This window comes from Planococcus beigongshangi (assembly GCF_016820495.1).
Classification (GTDB): Bacteria; Bacillota; Bacilli; order Bacillales_A; family Planococcaceae; genus Planococcus; species Planococcus beigongshangi.
On the sequence record NZ_JADHDU010000001.1, the window covers coordinates 282,766 to 300,079 of the forward strand.

The window sequence follows — 17,314 nt, forward strand, 5'->3', positions numbered from 1 at the left end:
ATTTTAAGTATGGTAAAATTCTACATGGAATTACATTTATTATTAAAATGTTGATTTGCAGACTGAATACTTTTTGCTTTTATGTGGGAGCAAAGCAAGATGAACACTTATAACATGAGGAGGAATTTATTTATGATCAAAAACAACCGCAACAAATTTATGGCCAGTGCAGCAGCATTAGCATTGGTGGCGACAGCAGTAGCTCCGGCAGCAGGTGCACAAGTAAGCACGAACGCAGATGTTTCTTATTCGGATGTAGACCCGAAGAGCTCTCATTTCCCGAACATCTACAAAGCGCTGGATTATAAGATCATGACTGGTTTCCCGAATCATACCTTTAAACCGAACCAAATGGTTACACGCGGACAAGTTGTAAAAGCACTTGGTAAGTATGTTGTCGCTTCAAGCGGCAAACCGCTAAGCGAATTTGATCTTAAAGATGTTCCGCCTTTTAAAGATGTTCCTTCAACGATCAAAGACCAGGAACTTTACACGTTCTCGTTGATCGTAAAGCAAGCGGGTATTTTTAGAGGGGATAACAATAATTTGATGGCTGGAAAACTGATCACTCGTGAGCAAATGTCACAAGTGCTTGTTAATGGCTTCGGATTAGAAGATCGTCCTGGAAATCTTTCGAAAATTACGGACAACGGTTCGGCTAACAGCCAATACCGTGGCTATATCGATATCTTATCTGAAAACAGTGTTACAACGGAATCAGTTTTCCGTCCGAAAGAATCTACTTCACGCGCTCAATTTGCATCTTTCCTAGTTCGCGCTTATGAAATTCAGCATAATGAAGACAGAGAAACTCCTTCACAAGCTGTTGCAGCATTTGAACTTGCAATGGGCGGATTTGTCAGCGTTGGAGAAGAATTCGGATTTGACGTAGCAGTAGATCCGGCTAAAGATAACACTTTCAACATCTCTGTTCCGGCTGATGCTCCTGAAGATGGTGAAGAAAGCGGCACAGGTTTCTTCCAGTCATTAGCTGACGAAGGAATCGAAAAAATTACAATCGGTGGAACTGCCTATACTATTTCTGATGGCGAAGGCAATGTAGCTTCGGGAGCACAGGCAGCTAAAGAGGCTATTATCATGGCGGTTGGTATGGAAAATACTGTGAATATTACAGTTGAAATCCCTTATGCTGACGGTACTGATGTAACAACTGAAACTTATACATTCAATTTCGTTTCATAAATCAAAAACTAGCAATAGAAGAAATCGACAGCAGATACGCTGTCGGTTTTTTTATTGTTCAAATATCAAGGAAATAAAAGTTTTACATGAATCGATAAGGATATAAACAATGCTTATATGATCCTATCAGCTCTGTAAACCTTATATTTTTACATGCTATACTTAAAAAGAATTAGATAAAATTTTGTCCTAGTACGTTTATTTTAGCTATATTTATAAAAAATAAGGGTATATACAACTAACGTATTAAATAGCATAGTGAGGTGGGGCAGATGAGAAGAATTTTTGGACTTTTATTATTTATTGTCATAGGAATGGGTTTACATACAACTGTTATGGCGGAAGAGCCGGAAATGCATCGGGTTATTGTCATTTTTGAAGAAGGCGGCGAGCAGCAGGCCATAGAGGAATTGGATGGAATCGTAACAGAAACGTACGATTATATAAATGCAGCGTCGATTATTGCATCAGAAGAATCGATCATGAGGTTAAAAGAGTCGGATTTTGTGGCACATGTAGAAGAAGATATCCTTGTACAAGGGAATATTCAGCAGATCGGTTGGGCCATTCCGCAAATCGGAACTCCGCTGTCCTGGAATACTGGTTATACAGGAAAAAATGTGAAAATTGGCGTGATTGATTCTGGTATTGCGGAACATCCTGATTTAAAGGTCGCTGGTGGTGTTTCAATCGTCGGCTATACAAACTCCTACATTGATGACAGCGGCCATGGTACGCACATCGCAGGCATTATAGGGGCATTGGATAATAGCATTGGGATAAAAGGCGTTGCTTCGGGAGCAAGCCTATATGCGATCAAAGTTTTTGATGCAAATAATAAGGCTTACTTAGCGGATGTTATTAAAGGCATTGAATGGGCAATTGCAAATGATATGGATATTATTAACTTAAGCTTGGGCGTGACCAAGGATTCAGAAGCTTTCAGGCAGATTATCCGAAAAGCTCATGCTCAGGATATGATTCTGGTTGCTGCAGCAGGAAATGGAGGATTTGCAAATCCTGCTGGAGATCTCGTAGAATACCCTGCCCGTTATGATGAAGTCATTGCGGTATCAGCTGTTGACGAATCATTAAATCGCGCGCATTTTTCGGCTGCTGGGCCAGCAGTTGAGATTGCGGCTCCAGGAGTAGCGATTAATAGCACATATTTGAATAAGAACTATATGACAATGAGTGGAACATCAATGGCGACACCTTACATTGTGGGCCAGGCAGCTCTAATAAAAGAGGCGTATCCATCATTGACGAACGAACAGGTGCGCTCGGTTCTTCCTGATAATGCGCTGGATTTAGGAGCGAAAGGATGGGATCCCATATTCGGCGTAGGTATGATCCAAGCTGCTGCCTATGACATGCCTGCATTCGGCAAGACTGCCACAAAAAATCCGGCTGAAACACTCCATATTGAAAAAACATCCATTGTTGGAATTGAAGGTCTTGCTAAAACCGCTAAAGCCATAATAGGGTTGAAAAATGGAAAAAATGTGGATATGAGCGAATATGTAGCTTGGAAATCTACAGATGAAAGTATTGCGAAAGTTGAAAAAGGCCGCATTACTTTCCTTGCTGAAGGAAACACAAAGATTACAGCTAGCTACGGGAATCTGACAGCGGAAATGCAGGTGTCTGTTGAAAAAGGGCCAACAGTATTAGCTGCTCCATTTAAAGATGTTACTGAAGAACATTGGGCATATGATGAAATCCGTGAAATGTCGTCAAAAGGAGTTATTACCGGATACACGGCAACAGGTAAATTCGAACCGTTTCATCGCATCCGACGTGAACACGTTGCAGTAATGCTGGATCGTGCCTTCCCGTTACCGGTCATTCAAGCATATTCGCCTTTCCCGGATATCAGTGAAAATTATCATTATTTCGATGCTATCAAAGCGGTCCAGCAAGCAGGGATTTTCAGCGGCAATGAAACAGGCTTTGCACCTAAAGAGGAGTTGACGCGTGCACAGATGGCTAAAATACTGGTGCTGGCTTTTGATTTGAAGGCAGATGGGGAACATCCTTTTCCTGATGTAGCGAAAAGCCATTGGGCAAATGATTATATTTCAATCCTTTATCATACAGGAGTTACAACCGGCTCATACGGAGAATTTAAGTTGGACGAGAAGGTGACGCGCGCCCATTTCGCAGTATTCATGTCACGTGCTTTTGAATGGCAGGAAAATCAGAAGAATATTCAATAGAACATCAAAAAAGACGGACCGCAATTCGCGGTCCGTCTTTTTTTAAGTCTACTTTCAGATCGTCATTTCCGATTGACGAATCAATTAATCTTCGTCAGCAAATCAGAACGAATCCATGCAACGCCGTTATTTTTGTCGTCGTTAGGATTTAAATCGGAAATCACTTTGTACCAGATATAATTATCAGTGGCCTTCTGTTCGCCGATAATGATGACAGGGTAACCAAGTGAGTTGTTGATGCCCAGATCTGTACGGTTATATTGATAAAGTTTATTGCCGAGCGGCTGGTCACGCACATTAGTCAAAGGTGTATTCGTGAGAGCCAGCTGGTATTTGTTGATGTCTTTTTTACCAAGTGCTAGATCAGCCCGGAACATGTGACCGGCGATTTTCGAACCCCATGTCGGGTCTGAAGCGTATTTCACATTGAAGCCGGATGTTTTATTGCCAGGAGCCGCACCATTCGCATAAAGACCGAGCGGATTTGCGTAGTTGGTGTTCATATATCTGACTGCAAAAGCTTCAATGCTGTCTTCAGGTTCAGTGTACATTTCGCCGGCATCCGGATTACTGTCGAACACTTTGATGCCGAAAAGGTTATTTTTATTTTGAGCGTTGGCGCTCATGCCATAGGCACTTTCATGCATAGCTGCAGCCAATATGAACAGGGCGTTGACGTTGTATTTGTTCTGTGTCTCGATCAAATACTTTCCTTTGCCGATCAATTTCGATCTGGTAATGGCGTCTTTATACGTCCCGGACGAACTGTTCAGTTCTGCAAGGCGTCCCATGATGAACGAGTCAAGTTCTTCTGCAGTATAACTTGTTTTAGAACGGACGGATTGGTATTGGAAATATGGGTAGTGCTGGAACAGGGTCTTGCCTTTCTCGTCGGAGAAGTTCACGCCGTCATAGCTGTAATGTTTAACGCCTTGTGCCATTTCTGCAGGAGCTGGTCCGATGGAATGTGTCGCCCCGGATTTATTGACATAGTTATATTGGTAATGCTCTAATGTACCCCACTTGTTTTTTATATAATAATCACGATTCGTAATCATTTCATAAGGGACAAAATTCACTTCGTTCTGCTTCACATAGCCGATAGTTCCACCAGCCTGTACTTTTACATAGTCCGCGTTCGAGCTGATATACCGCAGTTCGCGGCCATGTTCAATGTAAGTGGCTTGCTGTGTGAAACGAGTGTCATAATAGACTGTAGTGACTTGTTTGACACCATTTCTCACTGAATCTCCGTAAAGAACACCACTCTTGATCTGGATAATATCATTTCCTTTGATGATGGCTTTGGCAGTCGGTGTGCTGCTGAATGATGATGCAGCGTCTGCGTAGTCTTTATGGCCATATTCCTGCTTCACTAATTTGCCATCCACTACATACCCAAGGTGAAAAAGGTTGCTTTCAACCGGAGTTTCAGGTTTTTCCGGCTCTTCTTCCGGCTCTTCCGGAGGTTCCGGGGCAGGGCGCTCACCCAGAGCTGCAGCCAATAAACGTGAAGTGACAGATGCTGCGTGGCCTCTCGTTGCGTTTTCGAGAGGACGGAAATAAACTTTGCCGTTGATGGTTTCACCATGGAAAATGCCATAGGCCACATTATTGCTGATGGCTTCCTGATAAGGTTTTATAAGGGTGGAGATGTCTTCAAAATTCATTGTTGCGGGTTTTTCTCTCATCTGCAGAAAAACCATGGCCCGCTTCACCAATACTGCCATGTGCATACGGGAGATAGGCGCGTCGGGTTTAAATGAACCGTCAAGATATCCCGTGATCAGTCCGACGTTGGCAGCAGCCAAAACTTCGTTATAGACACCGGATCTTTTAGTGAGATCTGTAAAGGAGATGCCTTCCGGAGCAGGCTCCAAATTCAATGCGCGGGTCAGAAGTGCAGCGAATTGACCGCGTGTAATATCTGCATGGGGCTTGTAAATACCATTGCCGTAACCATTCATAATTCCTAAAGCGGCCAATTCACGGATTTCCTTTTCATGCGTATTGCCGGTAATGTCATCTGTGGCCAAAGCCGATTGGGCAAAAGATGCAAGCAGTAAAGTGAATACCAGGAGAGTCGTGAAAATCTTTAATCTGGCTGTCATATGAAAACTCCTTTTTCAAAAAAATTTTCCCGCCGGATTTAAGCCGGCAGGAATGGGGTTATGGTGCTGAATAATATTCGATAATCCCGTCATAAATTGCCTGAGCGTACTTATCCAGGTAAGCGGAACTTGTCAATTTCGCAAAGTCAGGAGCGTGAGTCAGGAATCCAAGCTCGACAAGAACAGCTGGGATGTCCTGGTTTCTGATGACATGGTAATTGCCGTCAGCTACCCGGCGGTAATGCATATCTGCATATTGAACGATTTTATTCTGGATATCCAAAGCCAGATATTTACTTTCAACTGCATTGGCATTCTGTGAATTGTAAAAGACTTCGGAACCTTTCGCGGTGGAGTTACTGAAAGCATTCACATGGACACTGACAAAAACCTCTGCATAATTCTGTCTGGCAAAGTTGACGCGGTCCTGCAATGAAGGGAATGCGTCCGTTTTTCTTGTCATCAGGACATTGGCGCCTGCTGCTTTAAGTTTTGTCTCTACGCGTTTTGAAACGTCAAGTACGATATTCTTTTCCATTACGCCGTTTTTTGCAGCTCCTGGATCTGATCCGCCATGACCGGCGTCAATCACGATAATGCGGTTTTTCAGTATATGGCCAGCGTTGTTCAGCAATTTTAAATACGATTTATGGGCATAACCCGTAACTGAGCCGAATTTGACCTTCGCCCAGTATCCATCGATGGACAGAACCGTCACTTTATCACCTGTATTAAGTTTGCCTACAATGGAAGAAGTGGCATTGGCCTGGCTGCGCACATTCAAGGAGTTGACCGTCACTTTGCCTGTCACAGTGTTATTCGTTACAGGCGTTACAGGCTTTGTCGCATTATAATTTACAGTATAGCTTTTGCTGATATAAGCGGGCATGTCATTGAATAAAACGAGATACCAGCCATTTGTTTCACCGTGGACTTCAATGATATCGTTATTCTTGAATTTCCCCATATATGTAGCAGAAGCATTCGGTGCATTCCGTACATTCAATTCAAAGGTGTTGATTTTGACGAAATGAGTGGCAAGTCCGACAGGCTTTAAGTCAGCGTCCAGAAATTCGATAAACCCTTTATGGACATAAGCAGGACCTGTAGAATAAGCAATCTCAACCCAGTCTCCATGGTCTTTGACGACAGAAACTGCTGCGCCGTTTTTCAGCTCGCCAAGAATTTTACTGGAATCCGCAGGTGTGGAACGGACATTCAACGTATCTCCGGGAATTGACAGTTTCACTTTTCCTCTGGCAAGTTCCGTTTGAGAAGATGCGGAAACGGGTAAAGTGAATTTCGGTGACAATGCGCGTGCCAGGAACATGGAAAATTGAGCACGGGACAATGAATCCGAAATCATGAATTTCCCCTGATCTCCACGGGTAATTCCTTTATAGTACAATCCGTTGATTTTAGAAGCATACTGATTGCCTGCAGGGACATCGCTGAAAGCTAGTGGCTTAGCGGATGTGACAGCCTCGTCGATTTTAAAGGCATTGGCAAGGACCTTGCTCATCTGGCCTCGTGTCAGAGGTTCATTAGGTTTAAATGTTCCATCTGGATAACCTGAAAAGTATCCTAATTTAACTGCCTTGCTGATGTAGGAATAGGCTTCCAAATTTTTGTTGACATCTTTGAACGAAAGAGCAGATCCCTGAATGTTTTCATTCCCTGTTGCAATGACCAGCATTTTAGCGGCTTGGGCTCTTGTTACTGCATTTTGTGGTTTAAAGAGGCTTTTTCCGTTTTCCTGGTATCCTTTAATGATTCCGAGATTATGTATGTAAGCAACTTCCTCGGTGTATTCGGCCTTGGCTGGAATGTCAGTGAACACAGTGTTTGCACTTACCGATGATGCTGTTGAGAAGAAAACTCCTCCGGTAAGCAGAAAAGCTAGAAGAACGCAAACCTTTCTCATTATTACTATTACCTCCCAAATGTCTGTCTATATAAGATAATAACAATATAAGTGAGCAATTGCTATCATACATTTATCCTCCTTATTACCTGAAAATCAAACTTTCCGCATTGAAACTGCGTAAAAAGGCTTGGAAGATAAATGATTCTTATATGTGAAAATATGCAGAAATTGTCATCGATATAAAATAGAAGAACATAGATTCAGTTTGTTGTAGAAAAAAACCTTTTCCCGCACTTGGGAAAAGGTTTTTAATTAATTGGCGCGATCCATGAACTTGCCGAATTGAACTTTTGATACATTCTCATTCAATCCGTACGTGCCTTTTTTATCGCCGATTGTATAGCCGGTTGTAATTTCATTAGCGTAAAGAGTCGAAATGTAATCACTTGCCCAGTGGCTCTTGCTTACGTCTTTAAAGTTTGGATCCTTTTGACCTTTTAGATTATATGCTTCAACTAAAACTTTGGCCATGTGTGCACGTGTCAATTTGCTGTTCGGATTGAACTTGCCATTCGAACCAGTGAAAATTCCTGCTTCATACATAGCATTGATGTATTTGATCTTCGGATGAGTTGAATAGACATCCGAGAAGTACGTTCCGTTATAAGTACTAGATAGACCCAACTCTTTTGCAATTGTTTCTGCAATCTCAAGTCTTGATACATCATTATCAGCTTTAGCAGGTGCTTTTGCTGAAGTTTTAACCACTTCACTTGCTCCGAAGTTCTTCACTCTTTTAGCGCCGATATATTTGCTGCCCCAGTAGTAAGGGTCGTTAATGGAAGAAACCATTACGCCTTTGCTAGTGGAAGCGTGGATGAAGTTGTTGCTGCCGATGTAAATTCCGACGTGTGATACGCCTTTACCGGAAGTATTGAAGAAAACAAGGTCTCCAGTTTGCAGGTTGCCTTTTGAAACTGCAGTTCCAGTGTTGAACATAGCGCCGGTTGTGCGTCCAAGTGATACGCCGTTTTTCGCGAATACAAATTGTACGTAACCAGAGCAGTCAAAACCGGCTGTAGTTGTGCCGCCCCATTTATATGGAGTACCCAGATATTGTTTAGCTGTTGAAACCAGTTGGTTTGATGTTGAAGCTTCAGTGGCAGTTGGTAAGGTTGGAAGTATCAGGAAGACCGCTAGCAACGAGAGTAGTAGACGTTTCATACTTTTACATTTCCCCTTAATGATTTTTATTTTTCTGTCTTATATTTCTAAATTTCCTGTTTGAAGCATAGCATAATCGGGTATTACTTTAGGTTACATTTGTGTAACAAAACAATTACACCCTGAAATAAAGCGCTACAGAGCCTGTTCTCATGCGATTTATGTTAGTGTGAAATAACTTGTGATTTGTGATGATTGGATCAGAGAAATTTCAAAACAGGGAAATTTTAAATCGATATTCCTCAAATCAACTTCGCTTTCCAGCGGGCTTCCGTCCAATCCTCCTCGTCCGCTGCGAAAAGCGATGCTCCACCAGCGCTATGCGCTTCGTCGGAGTCTTCGTTGTTTTGCTCCATATCTTTTGACATCTCTCTTAACATCGACTGGATATATTGAATGCTATTATTTAAGTTCAACTTACATAACCCTTCTGGAAATCCCGTTCCTATTCTATGAAATCAAATATTATCTGCTTTTAGAGGGTAACCAAAAGAGGTTTGCGCTGATCAAACTCGGACCTTTGTCCGAGTGGGTGTTCCATAATATGCCGCCATTTAGGGGAGTCTTTGCTGCTTCACTTCAACTTTAGAAGTGGACCCCAGCGAAGGAGCGCCGCCGGACCGGCTGGAGCAATAAGACGAGTGTTCTTCTCGGCTTATTGTGGGAAGCAGGTCCAAGCGACGAAGCGAAATACAAATATCGTTTTGAAATTTAATTTATATAGAAGAAACCCCCCCTCAATCATGCACTAGAGCAAGAGTCCCATATTGTGGCGTAACCTTTCCACTTATGCGACAATGTGGTATATTGTAAAAATAATAATAGGTTTACTAAAGGAAGATTTCGATAATGAGAATTGGTATCGTAGGAAACTATGGCAATAACAATAATGGCGACGAAGCGATCTTGGCTGGCATCATTGTGCAGCTCGAGGAGTTCTATAATATTCCAAAAAAGAATATTGTTGTCTTCAGCAATAATCCGCCGCAGACTTCCAATCGTTTTGGGGTCAGCTCATCGCCTCTATACTATAAAAGGTCCTCTGCAATTTTGACATTCATGGAGACCATGAAGATAAACTCTCCACTGATCCGGGAACTCGATTTTCTCATCATCGGCGGTGGGGGTATTTTAATGGACTTTTATAACCGTGAAGCGCAACTCTTCGGCTCTTACGGCATGATGGCAAAACGTGCAAAAGTACCATACATAATCTACAGCTGCGGCGCAGGCCCGCTGAACTCTACAATGGGGAAATGGTTTATCAGACATCTGCTCAGCAATGCGGCAAGTGTTTCTGTCCGTGATCCGAAATCCCGTCAGCTGCTCAAAGCCATCGGTGTCAAAAGAGAGATCGAAGTGGTGGGGGATCCTTCATTCGCGTTGGTCCCGGTCCGCACAAAAGCACCTACTCCAGGCATCAAAAAAATCGGCGTCACCGTCGTCCCTTACTATAATCTGGCATACTGGCCGGAAGCGGATCATATCAAATACGATAATTACGTACAGAGCATGGCGACCAATCTTGACGCGCTGATCGAAAATCAGGATGTCGAAGTTACGCTGTTTTCAACAAAATATCCCCACGATGTCGATGTTACTGAAGACGTCTTTAAACGCATGGTCCACCAGGAAAAAGTCAGTATCAACCGCGACAACCTGACACCGCAGGAACTGATCGAAATCAGTGCGGAGCAGGATCTTGTCATCGGCACCCGTCTGCATTCCGTCTATCTTGCGGTCAACGCAGAGACGCCGGTCGTTGCCATCGCGTATCACCATAAAGTGCGCGATTTCATGGAAATGGTTGAGCTCGGTGACAATTGTGTGAGAATCGAAGATCTGATTAAAGACGATACGATTCTGTCGAAGAAAATTGACAACATTAAACTCGACTGGCAGGGGACCAATGATAAAGCTGTTGAACTAGCAGCTATGATGAAAGCGAAAACGAAACTGGGAATGACCCAATTCATCCCGGATCCAGAGGAGAAGCTATGAAAAGGATTGTCGTTGCGAGTAATATGTTTCCTTCCGAAAAACATCCGACCTATGGCATCTTTGTCCACAACCAGGTGGAGCTGCTGCGCAGGAATGGTGTAGATGTGGCGGTCATCGCCAATGCCAACCCGGACAAAGGGAAAGCGAATCTTCTTCGTAAATATGCAAGCTGGTTCATGGACTACATGAAATACGTATCTGCCAACCGGAAAAGCATTTCGGCAGTGCATGCGCATTACATTTTCCCGTCAGGCGTCCTCGCGATGCTGTCGAAGAAAATCTGGAATATCCCATATGCAGTGACGGCTCACGGCGGCGATCTCGATCAGATGCCGAACAAGAGCCCGCTGATCCGAAAACTCACGGCATCCATCATGAAGAATGCGGATGAGTTCATCGTTGTCGGCGAAGCGTTGAAAGACAATGCCCTGTCACTCCAGCCGGTTCCAGAAGACAAGCTGCACGTCATCTCGATGGGCGTAGATACGGAAATCTTCAAACCGCTTCCGGCACCTGAAACGGCGGGTCTGATTCCGTCGGCTGGCCCGGCAATCCTCTATGTCGGCAATATCATCCGCGCTAAAGGCCTGCTGGAACTGGCGGATGCATTTAAAGCCGTCCAGGCCCAGACGCCTGAAGCTGCGCTCTATTTGATCGGGTCGCGTAAAGACACAGGATTCACAGAAGAGCTGACCCAAAAAATCGGGGAACTCGGACTGAACAACGTCCGCTTCATCGACCCGCAGCCGCAAGCCGAGATCAACCGCTGGATGAACGCGGCGGATGTTCTGGTGCTGCCTTCGCACATAGAAGGATTCGGACTGGTGGCGCTGGAAGCGATGGCTGCCGGTTTACCGGTAGTGGGTTCGGAAGTCGGGGGACTCAAATTCCTGCTGGCGGAAAAACGCGGTGTTTTATTCCAAAAAGGGGATTCTGAAGGTCTTGCCGCTGGAATCCAGTCGGTTCTGACAGATAAAGAAATGCACCTCGATGAAGAGAAAATCCAGGAAGCCGTTCAGGAACACAGTTTCAGCACGATAGTGGCGAAACTCCTGCGCCTTTATAAAGGGATGGGTTCTTCCAATGACTAAAGCAAATATTTTAAAAGCGATTGGGACTGTAGCGGTGATCAACATTTTGGCCAGGTTACTCGGTTTTATGCGCGAATTGGCGATCGGTTACCAATTCGGCACGAGTGATGTGGCTGATTTGATCATCACCGTTTATACAGTACCCAATTTTTTGTATATCGTCGTAGGGGGAGCGGTCACGACCGCCTTCATCTCGATCTATATGTCCGTCACGGACGATAAGGAGAAATTCCTGGGTGACTCCCTGAAATTCATCGGCACGATCGCTCTGATCCTGACTGCCGGTGTATTTGCCGTGCTGTGGATTTTCCGCGGCACCCTGTTCAGCTCTTATATAGAAGAAAACGAAATACTGCTGAACGGCTTATTGCTGTGGATGATCCCGTCGACGTTCTTCCTGATCATCTCTACATGGATGAACGGTGTGCTCAACAGCCGCCAGAAATTCGGCATTTCGACGTTTTCATCATTGATCTTCAATCTGGTGTTCCTTTTGGCCGCCGTCGGATTGAGTTTCCTCATCGGCCCGATTGCATATGGCATCGGGGCGCTGGCCGGCGCCATCTTCATGGTCTTTTACCTGAACCATCATATCGGTCTGAAAAAGATTTTGACGCCGTTGGAGCGCCTGACGATGACGCCGGAAATCAAACGGATGGTGTGGCTCGCCCTGCCGATCATCCTCGGCGGTGCAACAGTCCAGTTCTATTTCCTGATCCACCGTTATTTTTCGCTTCAGCTGACAGACGGTTTTGTAGCGGCAGTGAATTATGCATCCAAATTGACGCAATTCCCGCAGGCGCTGCTCATGACGATCGTGACGACGGTCCTTTATCCACTGATCGCAAAGGGCGTGAAACAAGGCGACAAGCTATTCGTGTCGTCCGTCTATTTCCGGGGTTTGCGCATGCTCGGCTTGCTGCTGATACCGGCAGCGATTTTCCTCTGGCTGTTTGGTACGGAGCTGGTCCAAGTAATCTATGAATACGGCAATTTCACTGAGGAAGCTACAACCATGACTGCGCCGCTGCTGAAAATTTTCGGCTTATCGCTGTTCTTCATCTCGGCGAACACGTTCATGACCCGATTCTTCTATGCAAATGAAATTTCAATGACGCCCGTCCTTATCTCGATCTCCTCCGTCTTTGGCGTCAATATCCTGGTGATCCTTCTGTTCATCGATCAATACGGAGCGGCGGCCATCGCCTGGGCGACCGTCATCAGCAGCGGGTTCCAATTCATCCTTCTGCTCTTTTTCTCATTCCGGATGCTCGGATTGAAGTCGGCAGAAAATGCATGGCTCCTGAAAGACCTTGTATTATTTGCGGGAATACTAACGGCATCACTCCTGTTTAACCACTTTGCAATCTTCGAATCTCCCTATATCACAGTAGCTGGCGGCCTTCTGGTTCTGCTTTTGGCATTTCTTTTAGGCATTAAGATACTGAGAATTCAAATTAAACAAATACTTAACAAATAATTTACGTAGATTCTTCTGAAAATATGCTAAAATGGAATCGAATGGCTGTTCATCCCGGTTTATGGCATAGAGAAGAATTACCTATATGTGTTGGAAATTTTATATCGGCATGTGAAATCGCTTCTGCGCAAATGGATTAAAACAGCAATATCAGCCAGGAAATTTCGATTTCTTGGTGGCTTATTGTCATTGCGGGTAAGCGGTTCGAATAAGCTGATAATTCTTTTTAACTTACATACCTTATTTACACAGCCGCCCGATAAACAGGGAATCAGCAGTTATTAAAAAAACACAAGGATGGTGTCCAATGAAAGGGAAAATGTTTAAATCAGCTGTAGTTGCTACTTTGGCAATCAGTGCAGTCGGTATTCAGTCACCATTAGCGGCCAAAGCAGCCGAAGGGGATTTCAACCTGACGATCATGCACACGAACGACACGCACGCAAACTTGGATAATGTAGCCAAGCGCGTAACGCTCGTCAACCAGATCCGTGAGGAAAACCCGAACAACCTCTTGCTTGATGCAGGGGACGTATTCTCAGGCACGCTTTACTTCAATACTTATGAAGGTCAAGTCGATCTAGAGTTTATGAACCTCATGAAGTATGACGCTATGACATTCGGAAATCACGAGTTCGACCTTGGGGCAAGTGATGAAGGGCATAAGGCACTTGGTGAATTTGTCGGCGGTGCAGACTTCCCTTTCGTAGCAGCTAATGTGGATTTCTCAGAAGATGAGTATTTAGGTGATTATGAGAATAATACGTATACGGCAGAGTTCAATAATGGTGAAATTTATAATGGAATCATTAAAGAAATTGATGGAGAAGAAATCGGCATTTTTGGTTTAACAACGGAAGAAACTGCTAATATTTCAAGTCCAGAAGCTATTTCCTTCTCGAATTATATCGAAGCGGCAGAAGAAGCGGTAGCTGCTTTTGAAGCTGCCGGGGTAAACAAAATTATCGCATTGACACATATCGGCTACAACGATTCAGCTGCATATGATAACGACTTGCTTCTCGCTGAAGCAGTTGAAGGTATCGATGTGATAGTTGGAGGGCATTCGCATACTGAATTGAAAGAGCCATTCATTTACTCGGTACGCGAAGAACCTACAGTAATCGTACAGGCTAACGAATACAATAAATTCTTGGGTCAGTTAGATATTACTTTCGACACTGATGGAGTCATCACTTCAAACGAAGGACAATTGCATAATGTTGGCGAAGCGGTAGCGGATGAAGCAGCAACAGAAAAGCTCGCTCCATTTAAAGAAGAAATTGAAATCATTAAAGAAACTTCAATTGGAGTTGAAGCTTTAGTCCCGTTGAATGGAACAAGAAATGCTGGAGGCGTTCGCGCATCCGAGACAAATCTTGGGAACCTTATCACTGATGGGATGTTAGCTACTGCTAAGAAAATCGATCCTGATACTGTTATCGCCGTACAGAATGGGGGCGGTATTCGCGATTCAATCAATGCTGGTGACATCACAATGGGTGAAGTCCTTAAGGTAATGCCATTTGGTAACGCGCTTGCAATTATGGATGTTACAGGAGCGGAGTTACTTGCAGCTCTTGAACATGCAGTTAAAGACTATCCAGCAGAACATGGCGGATTCCTTCATGTATCTGGCATGAAATTCTACTTCAATCCAGCTGCTGACTCTGGTTCTAGGGTTACAGAAGCTTTCGTTGAAACTGAAAATGGTCTTGTTGAGCTTGATCTTGAGGCGAACTATAAAGTAGCAACAAATACATTTATTGCTCAAGGCAGAGATGGATTTGCTTCATTTGGTGAAGCATACAAAGACGGCCGCGTCAGCGAACCAGGGAACATTGATTTCCAAATGTTTGTAGATTATCTTCAAACTTTTGATGCGGTAAACCCACAAATGGAAAATCGCATCAACCCGGTTTATTCACCATTCAAAGATATTTATACACACTGGTCGAAAGAGTATGTTGAAGATCTTTACCTGCGTGGTGTTTTCAAAGGGACTTCACCTGAAACTTTCTCACCAAATCTTTCATTAACTCGTACACAAGCAACTTCTATAATTGTGCGCGCATTGGACCTGGATGTTGAAAACGCACCAAAATCACCATTTGGAGACATTTCGAGTTATGCGTCTGAAACACAAAAAGAAATCGACGCAGCTTATGACGCAGAACTTGTAAAAGGCATCGACAATAATTTCATGCCTAATAAGAATGTAACCCGCTCTCAATTTGCGTTAATGTTATACCGTGCAATGGAATACATGGGATATGAATATGAAATGGGCGAAATAGCCGATTTCAAAGACATCAGCGGATATGATACCGAAGCACAAACAGCGATTACAATGCTGTATGATCTTGAAATTGCAGAAGGTATCGATCGGAACTTCCTTCCAGGATACTCAGCCAGCCGTGCCCATGCAGCGAAAATGCTTTCCAACTTCATCGCTAGCTTTGAAGAAGAAGATGCAGCAGAAGAACCAGCAGAATAATATTAAAGCCTGAAGCTCCCGAGCTTCAGGCTTTTTTTATCGGGCAAGGGCGTACGTGGAAGCCGACTCGTGAGATAAAATGGGTTATCCGTTAAACAATTCGCGCTATCCGTGAAACAAATCGAACCATCCATGAAATACCCACACTCCATTCAAGATCTAGCAACAAAAAGAAGCCTGCCTCAAGGAGGCAGGCTTCAATCACCACATGATTTATTGATTTATTAGAGTTCCTCTGCAGTCGGATCCAGCTCACGCTCCGCTAGGACTCCCAGCAGCGCCAGGCCGATGACCAGGTAGATAGCGACGCCCGGTGCGAAGATTACATGGCCCGCTATGAACGAGATACCGAGGATCAGGATGATCGACAGCAACAGCGAATACATGAAGCTGTTTTCTTTGCGGCCGGAAATGCGCTGCCAAATGGCTTTCAGGATGCGCACTGCGGGTTTGAAGAATGCAGCAATCGTGAGCAGCAGTCCTACTATGCCGAATGAGAAGAAGAAGTCGAAAAAGTCCATTTCGGTAATTTTTGCTTCTTTATCATAGTCGGCTGCGTACCCCATGCCGAATGCGATGCGCGCAGGATGTGCCTCGATGTACTTTTCATAGTGCTGGATAACAAAGAGGTCACGCGAAGAAACGATTTTCGTAATCATCGGATGGCTCAATGTTTTCAGTCGCTCAATTTCTTCGAGCTTCTGTACCTGTTCAGCATCATAAATTTCATTTCTGTTTTCAAAACGCTGTTCTCTCGCTTCAAGGTCAACCCGGACATTTTCGATATTCTGGACGGCAGGCGCCTGGCTGATTGTCACCAGCAACACGAGTAAAGGAATGAAAACAATGAAGAATGGCATGCTTAGGCGGAATCTATTTCTCGCCAGAATATAAACAGAGAAAATGACAAGCACCAAGATTGCAGAACCTAATGACACTTTGGTACCGATCAGAAAGGCGGTAGCTATTGCTGCAAAAATTGTGGTGATTCCAAGCCAGCCCGTTATTTTCTTATACATGCCCCATATAGCAAGCGGTGTAAGGAAAGCGACGATGGCACCGATTTCATTGGCGGCATTGAACCAGCCGATTGTTCCTTCGTAGTATTCGTTGTAACTTTCGAAAGAAATGTTGAAGATGGTCGGTAAAATAATGAAAGCCGATATCGCGAGTAAGTTGATTGTCATCAATTGCACAATCTTTTCCTTAGTCAGCCATATATTTTTTACAAGTATGTAAAAGACAAAGAATAACTGGACTGGATAGGCAGTTTTGGCGAGAAATTCTGCTTCTGCCATAAAGCTGAAACTATCTTTAAAAAGGAAGTTGACGATAAAATTCAACGCAAGATATCCATAAAGCGCAAGATTGAAGAGCATCAGCTTCTTCTCATTATGCTTCAGGAAATAATTCATGGCGAACAGCAACGAAATTGCCAGGAAAATCATGCGTACGACAACGCCGATCGTAACCGGGAAATCAAAATTCTTCAGGATGAAGTTTGTGGCTACATCCAAAAACGGTTGTAAAAGTATAAAATATATCCATATATTTCTCTTCAAAAGCTCACCTCTAATTTTCTCACCTAATTCTATATCGTTTTCCAGGTGATTTCAATTGA

11 protein-coding genes are annotated in these 17,314 nt (G+C 43.9%); 6 read left to right on the forward strand and 5 right to left on the reverse strand.

Going from position 1 to position 17,314, the window contains the following annotated elements; translation table 11 throughout:
- The first annotated feature begins 132 nt into the window (after nucleotides 1-132).
- Together IQ294_RS01370 and IQ294_RS01375 are read left to right on the forward strand one after the other, a co-directional pair.
- Entirely contained in the window at nucleotides 133-1,203 is a 1,071-nt protein-coding gene (locus IQ294_RS01370) for an S-layer homology domain-containing protein (RefSeq protein WP_203332224.1), read from the forward strand.
- A gap of 272 nt (nucleotides 1,204-1,475) precedes the next feature.
- Nucleotides 1,476-3,422, forward strand: coding sequence for a S8 family peptidase (locus tag IQ294_RS01375; protein WP_203332225.1), 1,947 nt, complete (start codon nucleotides 1,476-1,478; stop codon nucleotides 3,420-3,422).
- Between the two features lie 80 nt (nucleotides 3,423-3,502).
- On the opposite strand, the gene IQ294_RS01380 is transcribed toward IQ294_RS01375, so the two are convergent.
- The 4 genes from IQ294_RS01380 to IQ294_RS01395 form a co-directional block, all read right to left on the reverse strand.
- Entirely contained in the window at nucleotides 3,503-5,533 is a 2,031-nt protein-coding gene (locus tag IQ294_RS01380) for an S-layer homology domain-containing protein (protein ID WP_203332226.1), read from the reverse strand.
- Between the two features lie 58 nt (nucleotides 5,534-5,591).
- Nucleotides 5,592-7,457, reverse strand: a complete 1,866-nt coding sequence (locus IQ294_RS01385) for an N-acetylmuramoyl-L-alanine amidase (RefSeq protein WP_203332227.1) — start codon at nucleotides 7,455-7,457, stop codon at nucleotides 5,592-5,594.
- 255 nt (nucleotides 7,458-7,712) lie between these two features.
- Nucleotides 7,713-8,624 carry a C40 family peptidase gene (locus IQ294_RS01390; protein WP_203332228.1) on the reverse strand — a complete coding sequence of 304 codons (912 nt, stop codon included), beginning with the start codon at nucleotides 8,622-8,624 and terminating at the stop codon, nucleotides 7,713-7,715.
- A gap of 242 nt (nucleotides 8,625-8,866) precedes the next feature.
- Nucleotides 8,867-9,040 carry a hypothetical protein gene (locus IQ294_RS01395; RefSeq protein WP_203332229.1) on the reverse strand — a complete coding sequence of 58 codons (174 nt, stop codon included), beginning with the start codon at nucleotides 9,038-9,040 and terminating at the stop codon, nucleotides 8,867-8,869.
- Between the two features lie 433 nt (nucleotides 9,041-9,473).
- On the opposite strand from IQ294_RS01395, the gene IQ294_RS01400 reads away from it, so the two are divergent.
- The 4 genes from IQ294_RS01400 to IQ294_RS01415 all read left to right on the forward strand — a co-directional run bounded on the left by IQ294_RS01400 (nucleotide 9,474) and on the right by IQ294_RS01415 (nucleotide 15,693).
- Nucleotides 9,474-10,625, forward strand: a complete 1,152-nt coding sequence (locus IQ294_RS01400) for a polysaccharide pyruvyl transferase family protein (protein ID WP_203332230.1) — start codon at nucleotides 9,474-9,476, stop codon at nucleotides 10,623-10,625.
- On the forward strand, nucleotides 10,622-11,716 hold the full coding sequence (locus IQ294_RS01405; RefSeq protein ID WP_203332231.1) for a glycosyltransferase: 1,095 nt from the start codon (nucleotides 10,622-10,624) through the stop codon (nucleotides 11,714-11,716). The genes IQ294_RS01400 and IQ294_RS01405 overlap by 4 nt, the downstream gene beginning before the upstream one ends.
- Nucleotides 11,709-13,196: a murein biosynthesis integral membrane protein MurJ gene (gene murJ, locus IQ294_RS01410; RefSeq protein WP_203332232.1), complete on the forward strand. Its 1,488-nt coding sequence runs from the start codon at nucleotides 11,709-11,711 to the stop codon at nucleotides 13,194-13,196. The genes IQ294_RS01405 and murJ overlap by 8 nt, the downstream gene beginning before the upstream one ends.
- A 307-nt stretch (nucleotides 13,197-13,503) precedes the next feature.
- On the forward strand, nucleotides 13,504-15,693 hold the full coding sequence (locus tag IQ294_RS01415; RefSeq protein ID WP_203332233.1) for a 5'-nucleotidase C-terminal domain-containing protein: 2,190 nt from the start codon (nucleotides 13,504-13,506) through the stop codon (nucleotides 15,691-15,693).
- A 224-nt stretch (nucleotides 15,694-15,917) separates the two neighbouring features.
- Here the strand turns inward: IQ294_RS01415 and IQ294_RS01420 are convergent, their stop codons facing one another.
- Nucleotides 15,918-17,255 (reverse strand): O-antigen ligase family protein, encoded by a 1,338-nt coding sequence (locus IQ294_RS01420; RefSeq protein WP_203332234.1) that lies wholly within the window; start codon nucleotides 17,253-17,255, stop codon nucleotides 15,918-15,920.
- Nucleotides 17,256-17,314: the final 59 nt, after the last annotated feature.